The organism is Psychromonas marina, from assembly GCF_030161115.1.
In the GTDB taxonomy this organism is placed as follows: Bacteria; Pseudomonadota; Gammaproteobacteria; order Enterobacterales; family Psychromonadaceae; genus Psychromonas; species Psychromonas marina.
Genome location: NZ_BSPQ01000016.1, coordinates 154,372 through 154,642 on the forward strand (window position 1 = coordinate 154,372; position 271 = coordinate 154,642).

General features: G+C 36.5%; 1 tRNA gene. It reads left to right on the forward strand.

Features of this window, described 5'->3' with window-relative positions:
- Positions 1-193: 193 nt before the first annotated feature.
- Positions 194-269, forward strand: a tRNA-Lys gene (locus QQK09_RS15450).
- The last annotated feature ends 2 nt before the right edge of the window (positions 270-271 follow it).

Below are 271 nucleotides of genomic sequence, written 5' to 3' on the forward strand. Positions count from 1 at the left end.
AATCCATTTGTCGAAGGTTCAAATCCTTCACGGCCCACCACTTTTCTTAAAGTGTTTATATGAAACTCAGTTGGTAGAGTAAAAAACCAAAACCATATTTATATATGGAATGTTGGTTCAGTTGGTAGAGCCATTAATACACTTTTTATTTAAAGGCGTATTAAACAACAAAACCAAAACCATATTTATATATGGGCCGTTAGCTCAGTTGGTAGAGCAGTGGACTTTTAATCCATTTGTCGAAGGTTCAAATCCTTCACGGCCCACCACT